1 protein-coding gene and 1 pseudogene are annotated in these 1,062 nt (G+C 45.2%); one reads left to right on the top strand and one right to left on the bottom strand.

Annotation, left to right across the window (positions count from 1 at the left end; genetic code table 11):
• Nucleotides 1–99: pseudogene (locus A3729_RS31700) on the bottom strand (ribulose-phosphate 3-epimerase); the annotation flags it as partial.
• Between the two features lie 137 nt (nt 100–236).
• Between A3729_RS31700 and A3729_RS14470 the strand changes: the two are divergent.
• A partial coding sequence (locus A3729_RS14470) for a DUF3530 family protein (RefSeq protein ID WP_197475862.1) occupies nt 237–1,062 on the top strand: 826 nt, incomplete at its 3' end.

Below are 1,062 nucleotides of genomic sequence, written 5' to 3'. Positions count from 1 at the left end.
AACGATATCAGCACCGGCTTCGAGAACATTCTCGACTTCTTCACCTAGGCGTGCAAAGTCGGCAGAAAGAATAGAGGGGGCGATCAAAAATTGGCTCATGGTTTCCTCGGAATTAATAATTTGCGCTATTCTAACGTAGAAGCGCTGGTGCGAATAGTTTAGTTGCCGATAAGTAAAGTGTTAAGCCTATTGATGATAGGTTTGTGCCTCCGAGTGTCACTAAGATGAGTTTTTATATGAAATGGTTTTGCCTTGCTCTTGTTACTCTTATATTCAGTTCTAGCATGGTGCTGGCGGAAGATGCACCTGACGCCTCTGAAGGCAAAGAAGAAAGTGAAACCAAGAGTGAGGCGCTTAGAGTTGGACATATAGATCTAGATAAGGTGACTCAGCAAGCCCTGATATCGGAATTGAGGCAAAAAGAAGTAGTTTGGCTGGATGTTGAGTACCCCATACCTGAAGGTGGTTCTTCTGCTGGAAGTGTTCAGGTTCTGGCTTTACAAAGACCTTCTCAAAAGCCGCAACAACATGGTGCTGTTTTATTGGTTCCTGGTATCGGCCAGCATGCGGACTGGCCTCAAGTAATAAGGCCTGTACGCAGTGGGCTTCCAGAGGCGGGTTGGTATACCTTGGCGCTCTCATTACCAGGCGCTTCCATAGACAAAGTCCCAGAGCGAGCTTTACCAGTAAAGAAATTTGATGAGCTTGAACTAAGCCCTGCTTTGGCAGAAGCATTAAACAACAAGACAGCCAAAAACGAGGATAGTGGAAAAGATAAGTCAGATGGTGAGGCGGAAAAAAGTGAGCAAGCGGCAGACAAAGACGATGCAGTTACCGAAGACAGTTCTGATCCAGATAAACCTGTTGATATAGACCTTGCCGATAAAGAAAAGCAGCTAAAAGCAATTCCCTACCAAGACAAAGCGCTTGCGCACGTGAACGCTGGTATTTCGTACTTACAGCAGCAAGGCTATCAGAATATTGTTTTGTTAGCCTATCGCGCTTCAGCCAACATTGCCTTTGAGTATCTCAAGCAAAAGCAGGGGACATTTAGTAATAAAG

This window comes from Oleiphilus sp. HI0043 (assembly GCF_001634935.1).
Note: the sequence above shows the minus strand (reverse complement) of the source record. Positions and strands in the feature narration are given on the sequence as shown.